7 protein-coding genes are annotated in these 8,940 nt (G+C 61.3%); 1 reads left to right on the top strand and 6 read right to left on the bottom strand.

All coding sequences use genetic code 11. The features are described from left to right. Window positions 1–256: 256 nt before the first annotated feature. A complete protein-coding gene (gene waaF / locus ACMLHG_RS11305) occupies window positions 257–1,402 on the top strand; it encodes a lipopolysaccharide heptosyltransferase II (protein WP_417170558.1) in 1,146 nt (381 codons plus the stop codon). Window positions 1,403–1,416: 14 nt separating this feature from the next. On the opposite strand, the gene ACMLHG_RS11300 is transcribed toward waaF, so the two are convergent. The 6 genes from ACMLHG_RS11300 to ACMLHG_RS11275 form a co-directional block, all read right to left on the bottom strand. Continuing rightward, the gene (locus tag ACMLHG_RS11300) at window positions 1,417–2,901 is read right to left on the bottom strand and encodes an MATE family efflux transporter (RefSeq protein ID WP_417170557.1); all 1,485 of its coding nucleotides are present in this window, start codon (window positions 2,899–2,901) and stop codon (window positions 1,417–1,419) included. Between the two features lie 80 nt (window positions 2,902–2,981). After that, the gene (locus tag ACMLHG_RS11295) at window positions 2,982–3,821 is read right to left on the bottom strand and encodes a histidinol-phosphatase (protein WP_417170556.1); all 840 of its coding nucleotides are present in this window, start codon (window positions 3,819–3,821) and stop codon (window positions 2,982–2,984) included. A gap of 89 nt (window positions 3,822–3,910) precedes the next feature. Beyond that, window positions 3,911–4,561, bottom strand: coding sequence for a hypothetical protein (locus ACMLHG_RS11290; RefSeq protein WP_294435437.1), 651 nt, complete (start codon window positions 4,559–4,561; stop codon window positions 3,911–3,913). 60 nt (window positions 4,562–4,621) lie between these two features. Then, window positions 4,622–6,196 carry a 3-phosphoglycerate dehydrogenase family protein gene (locus tag ACMLHG_RS11285; RefSeq protein WP_294435439.1) on the bottom strand — a complete coding sequence of 525 codons (1,575 nt, stop codon included), beginning with the start codon at window positions 6,194–6,196 and terminating at the stop codon, window positions 4,622–4,624. A gap of 88 nt (window positions 6,197–6,284) precedes the next feature. After that, complete coding sequence (locus ACMLHG_RS11280; protein WP_294435441.1) at window positions 6,285–7,133, bottom strand: metallophosphoesterase; 849 nt, start codon at window positions 7,131–7,133, stop codon at window positions 6,285–6,287. Next, window positions 7,130–8,940, bottom strand: a 1,811-nt coding sequence (locus ACMLHG_RS11275) for a GreA/GreB family elongation factor (protein ID WP_417170555.1), incomplete at its 5' end; no start/stop codon positions are given. The genes ACMLHG_RS11275 and ACMLHG_RS11280, both read right to left, overlap by 4 nt.

Raw genomic sequence — 8,940 nt, 5'->3', positions numbered from 1 at the left:
ATTCGGGTTTTCTTTCGTTGTATTAATAGACTTTTTTTTTCTGAAAATGCAAGTAAAAGCGGCAAATATTGTCCAACAATCCGTTAAAAACCGCACCTTTGTCCCCTGTGACAGATTGAAAAGAGTTCCGCCGGGTGATATTTTATGAACATTTCAGAGAAACAGCGGGTTTGTTGATTGACGGCGACACGGTGATTGTCGAAGCTCGGCTTCGGGCAGTGGACGGCGCAGCCTGCGGGAATTTGTGAGGGAAGGTATGAGTTGTGACGATGCGGCCTGTCCGCCGGAGTATGTGCACCATCTGGATCTGCTGCACGACTACCCGGCACCGGAATTCCCCCGTCTGACCATCCCGCGCGAGGCCTGGCGGAACGGGCTGGTTCTGCGCATGCCGAACCATCTGGGGGATGCGGTCATGGCTTTGCCCGCGCTCGGCATGCTCCGCCGGATTGTTCCGGAATATTGTTCGTTGCAGGTGGTGGCTCCCGCCGGTCAGCGTGCTCTCTACGGATCGCTGCCCGATGTGGATGGATTTCTGCCGCTGGCAAAGATCCACAGCGGCTGGTCGTTCGAGGAGATTCTCTCGCTTCGTCAGCAGCGGCTCGGGGTCGGCGTACTTTTCAACAACTCGTTCCGCGACGCCCTGACCATGCGTCTGGCCGGGGTGCCGCGTCTCTACGGTGCGGCGGCGCGATGCCGCTCGCGACTGCTGGCGTACAGTTTCCATTTTCCGCCCCGGGAAGATCGTCAGCTTGCGAAAATGCATCAGACCAACAAATGTCTCGCCATCGCGTCCGCTCTCGGCGCGCCGCGGTGGGATGGCTCTCTGCCGGAGTTCCGCCTGAAACCGGCAGTCAACGAACTCGCTCCGGAGATCACCGCGTTCTGCGAGCACCCCCGGATGCTGACGGTCGCCTCGGGCGCGGCGTACGGCGCGGCGAAACGCTGGCCGGCGGAATCGTTCCGCAAAGTCGCCGCCGCCTGGGTGGAAGCGGGCGGGATCGTCGTGGTGCTGGGCTCCACCTCCGAGCGGCCGATCGGCGACGAAGTGATTGCCGGACTCCGCCGCGACCGGGCGTTCAATCTCTCCGGACGGACCGGGTTGGCAGATCTGATGCATCTGCTGGCGAATTCGGTGCTGACCGTCGCCAACGATTCCGGAATCATGCATCTTTCCGCCGCGCTCGGCCGGCCGGGAATCGCGGTGTTCGGACCGACTGATTACACCGCGACCGGTCCGATCAGCCGGAAGTGGAGCCTGCTCTTCGACAAGGTGGAGTGCGCTCCCTGCTTCCGCCGGGAGTGTCCGAAAGGCGACGCCCGCTGCATCCGCCGGATCACGGCGGAGATGGTGATCGCGGAAATGCGGCGGATCGGGCGTGCCGAAGGAATTCCGTTCTGAACGGTTGCGGCAAATCAGGTGAGGGCCGCGGCCTCCTCCGCCTGTTCCTCCTCCGCGGTCGGTGCCGGCGGCAGATCGATGACCCGGATTGTCTTCCAGGCTCCCGAACGGCGTCGCCAGACCATCAGGGCCGCGTCGACCGCCATGTAGAAGGTGATCAGAGCCCACACCTGGGACACGCCTGTTTTCACCACGCAGATGAGATAGAACGTTCCGGGAATCTGAATCAGCCATGAGGTGGCCATGCCGATGGCGAGCGGAATCCGGGTATCTCCGGCGCCGCGCAGACTGCCCATGGCGATGAACCGGGTGGCGTCGAGCAAATTGAAGAGGATGGCCCAGCGGAGAATGATGATGACGTTCTGATGAACCTGTTCAAAGTTGATTCCGGTGGTCCCGGCATTTTTCGAACCGAACAAATTGATCAGCAGGTCCGGCGCGAAGAGATAGAAGCAGGAGGCGGCGAGCATCCAGCAGGCGAGCATCCGCCACGAACGGCCGGAGATCCGTTCCGCCACGAGAAGGCGTCGTTTCCCGATATACTGGCCGGTGATGATGCTGGTCGCATCCATGAGTCCGATCATCGGCATATTGCCGAGCATGTTGATGGTCAGGGCGATGCTGGTGGCGGTCAGCGCTTCGTTCCCGAGGTTGCCGATCATCATCACGACGATGGCGAACGCGGCATTGCGGATGAATGTCTGCAGTCCGGCGGGAGCCCCGAAAATTAGCAGTTTGCGGAAAAAACGCCATTCCGGGCGGCGGTGACGGCGCGTTTCGTACTCCGACTGCCGTACCATGAGAAAGACCGAGGCGGAAATGATGAGCGTGCAGAGGTTGGCCAGGGAGTTGGCGGTCCCGGCCCCGAAAATTCCGAGCGGGGGGAGGCCGAACTCCCCGAAAATCAGAATGTAATTGAGCGGTACGCAGATCAGGCAGCCGATCACCTTGATGGTTGCGACCAGCATGGTTTTTCCCCGGCCGGTGAAAAAGGAGAGGAAGCCAAGCTCCATGCAGGTGAACCCGGCGCAGGGGGACATCGCCGTGAAATATTCCGTTTCATAGGCCGCGATGGCAGAATGATGCCCGTTGTGAGCGATGATCCAGGCGCCGCCTGCGGGCAGAGTGAAGGTGAGCACAATGGCCACGATCGTACCGAAATAGAAGCCGTTCCACGCCGCCTGTACGCAGCCGACCCGGTCATTTGCCCCGTGAAACTGGGCGATGACGGTTGCGCTGAAGCTGGTGGTGATCAGAAAGAAGGCCATCAAGGTGAAGAACATCTGTCCCGCCGGCATGGCGGCGGCGATCTCCTCCGGAGAATCGTGTGCCAGAAAAATCCGGTTGGTCAGCATCATGACCGTGTTGCTGGCGCTCAGAATAATCAGCGGCCAGGCGATCCTCCAGATTTCGAGGTAGCCGCCCGGCTCAAAAAATTGCCGCCGGCTGAAATAGCCGGCAAACGTCTGCAAAGGGTGTCGAAACATTGGAATCCGCATAAAAGAATCATCCGGTTGAATTGATTAGAGGCGTAATATAATCCGGGAATCCTGATTTTCAACAACCCGAATATGTTTTTTTATCGGAAGTCGGCCGTTTTCCGTGCCGGATGCAGCCGGGCTGCCGTCGCCTCGTTGTAATTGACGAGGCCGAATTGCCGGCTGTAGTCGAAAACTTCGGGCATGTTGCTCCACACATCGACCGGTTTATGGGCATCTGCTCCGATGACCGTTTTCACTCCGCACTCCGCCGCCAGTTCCCAGACCGGGTTCCAGGGATACTGCCGCCGGCTTTCCGGACCGTTCTGAACCGGCGGTTTGCGGAATCCGTAGGCGTTGATCTCCAGCGGGATATCGAATGTGATCGAGGCCTGCATGAGATCCCGGTAGAGCGCCGCAAGTTCCGGCGTCCAGGTGCGGAAACGGACCAGCGCCATGTCGGGATGCGCGAGGTAGGCGATCAAACCGTTCTCCATCATTTGGATCGACTCTTCGATGCAGCCTCTGACCAGCTCCGTCTCCTCCGGCGTGATGTCGCCGACCCAGATGAGTTCGCCTGCTCTGCGGGTGAAATGAACCGCGCCGATCAGATAGTCCAGGCCATATTCCCCGAGGTAGACCTCCCGGTAGAACGACGGGCCGAGCGCGGGAAGATAATCCGCCTCCAGACCGGCGAGAACTGTCAAGTCCGGAAATGCTTCCCGGGCGCGCCGGATGTCATCGCAGTAGTCGGCAAGTTCGGTAAAGTCCATTCGTGTCGAAGCGTATTCCCCTCCGGGGAAGGGGGAGTGGTCGGAAAATCCGAGCACGGCAACATTCTGACGCACCGCTTCGGCGCAGTAATCGGAAATTTCCCCCTGAGCGTGTTTACAACGGCGGGTATGGGTGTGCAGATTGACCCGCAGCGGTTGTTTCATCATTCGGAACCTCCTGTGGTAATCCGATTAATATAACGCCGCCCCGGGGGGAAATCAATGCGGTTTTCTGGAAAATGCGCCGCAGGCCGGACTCAGGCTTCCCCGCTGTAAATTTTCATATAGGCGTCATACGCCTTGCGGTAGCGGGAAGCGTTGGCCGGGCTGAAGCTTTTGTTGGTGTAACCGCGGTAACGGCTGATCTTGACCGATGCGCGCTCAAAATAGATGCGCAACTGGTTGATCACGCTGATTTCGTAGTCGCCGAGGAATTTTTCCGAACGGACCAGTTCCGCCTCCGTCTGGGTGACCCCCAGCGCTTTCAGCGGCGAAACCGATTCATCCTGAAGAAGTTCCTCCTGGAGTTCCAGCGAATCGCCCAGGGTCTGGGAGATGTTGCGGATCAGCAGGACAAAGTGAAGAATGCCCCGCTCGCGCAACTCCGTATCCGGGCTGGAGAGCATCCGGAGAATCGCCCGGGTGTCTTCCGCCGCCTGCTGCATGAGCTGGTCGCCGATGGTGTAGATGCGGCTGCGTTCCGCGTCCTCTTTGGCAAAGAGATCGTCGGAAAAGAGCTTCGCCGCGCAGTCGTACGCGGCATCCCGCCGCCCCATCAGCGGAGGCAGATTCATCTTAATCAGCGGATCCGCATTGCGGAGCGGTTTGTGCGAGGCGGCCGCGGGACGGAGAAAGTCCCAGGTCCGCTTGACCCTGCTGATGATTTCATTGGGCAAACTGATGCTCATGAACCGCTCCTCGCTGGAGTCTGCCGCGCCCCCGGAATGGGACGCGGCAGATTTTTGACATTACGGCAGGTAGGTGAACTGGAAGGCCTTGCTGGCCTTCACCGCCTCCCGGATTTTCTGAACGAGCATATCGGGCACCTCCACGTTGGTTTTCACCACCGTGAGGGAGAGTCCGGACTTGAGATCCTGCGGGGCACGGATATCGATGATGTTGATGTTCTTTTCGCCGAGGATTCCGGCGATCCGGCCGATGACGCCCGGCTCATCCTTGTATTCGACGAAAAGATGGTGCCCGGTGGGCTCCAGGTAGAGCTGATCGAAGTCGTTGAGGCGCGAAATCATCAGATTGTTTTCGGTGATGGTGCCGCGGGCTCCCGCCTTGTAGATCAGATTGCCGCCGACGAAGAGGTCGATGCTCATCGCCTGGCCGTAGTGCTTGGAGTTGTCCACTTCGCGATTCACCAGTTCGATGCCGGTTTCCGACAGGAACTGCTCCGCGTCCTTCGGGCCGTTGTCGGCGGCGAAGTCGGCGGCGATGCCGGCGGCGAGGGCCGGAGTCATCCATTTGGCATACTTGGCCAGATCGCCGTAGAAGCTGGTTTCAATCCGGGTCGGATTGTTGTCCTTGCCGAGATAGGCGTTGGTGAGCGCGGTCAGCACGTAGGCGAGCTTCTGGTACTTGGCGTCGAGCCCGTCCGGCAGCGCCTTGTTGACCACGCAGTTGGTGATGCCCTGCTCGAAGTAGGCGATGGTCTGCTCCGCCGCGCGGCGTGCAGCCGTGAAATTCGCCTCATGCGTGTTGGCGCCGAGGTGCGGCAGCATGATGTCGGCCACATCGGCGACGCTCTTCGGACCGGCGGCGTCCTTCGGATAGACGTCGTTGCAGAAGATGATCTTCTTTTCGGCCTTGACGGCACGCAGATCCTCTTCGTTGACGATGCCGGCGCGGGCGCAGTTGATCAGCGTGGCGCCGGGCTTCATCAGGTCGAAGAGGCGGCGGTTGACCATGCCGCGGGTTTCATCGTTTTCCGGAATGTGGAGCGAAACGAAATCCGACTCCGCAAAGATGCGGTCCACGTTGGTCAGCTCGACGCCGAGCTTGTCGGCGAGAGCGGGCGAGAGGATCGGGTCGTACCCGAGAATTTTCACTTCGAAGCCGGCGAGCCGCTTGACCAGCAGCTGGCCGATGTTGCCGAGCCCGAGGATGCCGACCGTCTTGCCGGTCAGTTCGCGGCCCATGAATTTGCTCTTCTCCCATTCGCCGGCGCGGGTGGAGATATCCGCCGGAATGAGGTGGCGGCAGGAGGCGAGGATCATCGCGATCACCTCTTCGGCGACGGCGTTGGAGTTCGCTCCGGGGGTGTTCATCACATCGATGTCGCGCTTGCGGGCGTACTTGATGTCGATGGTGTTGAAGCCGGCTCCGGCGCGGACGATCAGCTTGAGCTGCGGCAGCTGGTCGATGATCTCCGGGGTGATCTTTTCACTGCGGACGATCAGCACTTCCGCATCGCTGTTGGCCTTGATGAGATCGGCGAGGGGAGTGGCGCCGTCGAGCACCACCTGGTAGCCGCGCTCGGTGAGAAGCTGGGCGGCAAATTTGTCGAGTTTAGTGGGAATCAGAACCTTGCGCATGATGATATCTCCATCTGTTTACGGACATTGGCTGTCGTTTCTGTAACAATTTTCTAATATACCACGCCGCAGGGATTTTTTCAAGAATTCACCGCCCGGTGAAGCGGATGAATACTACTTCGCGACGGCAGCGGAAACGCCATGGCAGCGACAGATTTCCCAGCCCGGAGGTCACGATCATGCGGGTGCCGGTCTTTCTGCGCCGGAATTCCCCGTAGTCGAACCGGCAGCCGTACCGGCTGGGCGTGAAGAGCGAACCGACTCCCGGAAGCCGCACCTGACCGCCGTGGGTATGGCCGCAACAGACCAGGCGGACCCCGTCGTACGCGTCGCCCGCATCGAGTGCGATGACCGTATCCGGATTGTGCGCAAGAAGAATGACAGTCTGGTGCGCCGGCCAGAGGCCGGGAAGGCGCGGCGTGCCGCGGGCGAGATCGTCGCACCCGTAGACATAGAATGCATCATCCCGCCAGGACTGGTTGCAGAGAAAGCGGAAGCCGCCCTGTTCGAACAACTTGTTCCACAAGCTGATCGGGATCCACTCCTTGCCGCGTTCCCAGTTGCCCGGCACGGCCAGACGGACCGGCGCGGTTCCGGCGAGAATCTTCAGCAGTTCCGGCAGCCGCCCGACGTCACAACCGTCCGCGACGAGGTCGCCGCCGGTGAGCAGCAGGTCAGGCTGAAATGACGCAATGGCCGCCGCCGCACTTTCGGCAACCCGGAAATCGGCGGGGGTGCCGCGAAAATGGACGTCGGCCAGAAAGGCGATTTTTTTTCCGGCGGCCGCCGGTGCCGGGATCTTGTAGAGGACCTTCGACACCGGATTGCCGGCCTCCACTCGCGCCCGCGAATAAGAGACCGTCTGCCGCCAGTTCACCAGCCGTTCCGGATGGGGAACTGTCAGGGGGAAGTAGTGCTGGTGAAGCCGCCGGTTCACTCGTCAAGCTCCGCGATGATCTCCGCGGAGAGCGGACGAACCGCAACCAGCGTGCACTTGCGTCCGCCCGGCACCTCGAAGGTCTCGCCCTGACGGCGGTTGAGCACCGCCGCGCCGAGGCGGGTGCGGTAGGAGAGGAATTTCCGCTCCGGATCTCCATCCCAGGCGCCGAGGAGCTGATAGACCTCCACTTCGCCGTCGTCGTAGCGCAGTTCGATCTCCGAACCGATGATGGCGGAATCCTCCACCTTGATCGCCTTGAGGTTGATCGGCTGAATGCGGGCAAGTTCGCGCTCCAGCTCCGAACGGCGGCGGCTGAGGAAGTTCCGGCGTTCCTTGGCGGCGTCGAATTCGGAGTTCTCCCGGAAGTCGCCGTGCGCACGGGCGACTTTCAAGGCTTCGCGGTTTTCCGGCACGTGGATGTTGATGATGTCGTCCAGCTCCTTCATCAACCGCTTGTGCGACTTGACGCTGGTGTAATTGGGTTCGTTGGTGACCGGTTCGCGGGTTTCGGTGACGCCGATTCCGGCCTTGAGAATGCGCTGTCCTGCGCCGTTCTCCAGGTAATCGCGCAGCATCGGCGAAATACGCGACAGCTTCACCATCAAACTCTGCCGTTCGCCCGGACTCAGGAAGAGCGCTCCCTGAAGCACCGCGGCGAACATCATCGCGTCGCCGTGAGCTGCTTCCAGCAGCTGTTTCTGGAAGTCGACGTTGTCCAGCAACAGGCCGCGCAGTTCGCGGATCGCCGCACTCCACGCCTTCGGGAGGTTGTCCGCTGAGAGGGCGCGCGCCGTGTTCTCCACGTTGATGAGGCCGAGCAGTTCCTCGCTGGGGCGTTTCTTGCGGTTCTTCCAGATCCAGAGCAGCAAGTCGGCACTGCACACCTTGTGCTCGCAGCAGCAGTCGAAGAGCAGTTCTTCGGAGACGCCGGCACAGACGCTGTTGAGCGATTTGAGCGGCAGGCGCATCGCGCACTCCGCGAGATACTCTTCCGGGAAGACCACCGCGGTGGCGGCGGCGAGGCTCTCCAGCTGCTTGGAGGGCAGTTCTCCCCAGACGCTCAGCTGCGAGAGCGGAACCCGTCCCGGATTGGCGGGCCAGAACGGCGCTTTCGCCAGCAGAGGAGTGCAGATTTCCCGGAGCTGTTCCGGCGTGGAACGCAGGTGGAGCCGGGAGATGATGGAGGCGAGCAGCTTCGCTTCACGGACCGCGGTGTCTGGCTTGAGGTTTTCAAAGAAGCGGCGGAACCCGGCCGCCTCCTCGTCGGAGAATTTCCCCGCGTTGCGCTCCTCCTCATTGGTGAGCAGCAGATCGACCTCCTTGAGACTGCGGCCGTCGCAGGAGCGGCGGGTTCCGGCGGCAGGACCGGCCGGAGTTTCCGAGCTCCAGTATTTGTCGAAGGCCGCCTTGTCGAGGTTGCGCACGCAACCGGCCTGCGCCATCTGCTGCATCACCGCGTCGGAGACCGGAACGACGGCGCGCCGGGCGACGATGGCGCGGAAATCGCGGGAACTGATCGGAGTCTTCAGCGCGCCGACCAGCCGGCTCAGTTCGGGGCCGGGGCTGAGAATGACGGCGTCGCGCAGGATGATGTCCAGCGGAATCGCCGCGGCGCCGCCGGTGAGGCCGAATGCGGAGACCGCCAGCGAGGCGTTGATGTTGTCGATCGCCCCGGCGGTGCACCACCGGCCGGAGGAGGGCAGAAAGAGCACCATGCCGCTTTTGAGGGCGAGCAGACGCTGGAGCCGGGCGCTGACTTCGGCAAGCGGAACCGACTCATCGCGCACGCCGAGAGCTTTCATGA

The organism is Victivallis sp. (genome assembly GCF_048170485.1).
Classification (GTDB): domain Bacteria; phylum Verrucomicrobiota; class Lentisphaeria; order Victivallales; family Victivallaceae; genus Victivallis.
This window is presented reverse-complemented; position numbering and strand designations above follow the sequence as displayed.

Excerpts from the sequence above, each read along its gene's own strand:
- ACMLHG_RS11300 (WP_417170557.1), bottom strand. The coding sequence starts at position 2,901 with ATGCGGATTCCAATGTTTCGACACCCTTTGCAGACGTTTGCCGGCTAT.
- ACMLHG_RS11290 (WP_294435437.1), bottom strand. The coding sequence starts at position 4,561 with ATGAGCATCAGTTTGCCCAATGAAATCATCAGCAGGGTCAAGCGGACC.
- ACMLHG_RS11295 (WP_417170556.1), bottom strand. The coding sequence starts at position 3,821 with ATGATGAAACAACCGCTGCGGGTCAATCTGCACACCCATACCCGCCGT.
- ACMLHG_RS11285 (WP_294435439.1), bottom strand. The coding sequence starts at position 6,196 with ATGCGCAAGGTTCTGATTCCCACTAAACTCGACAAATTTGCCGCCCAG.
- waaF (WP_417170558.1), top strand. The coding sequence starts at position 257 with ATGAGTTGTGACGATGCGGCCTGTCCGCCGGAGTATGTGCACCATCTG.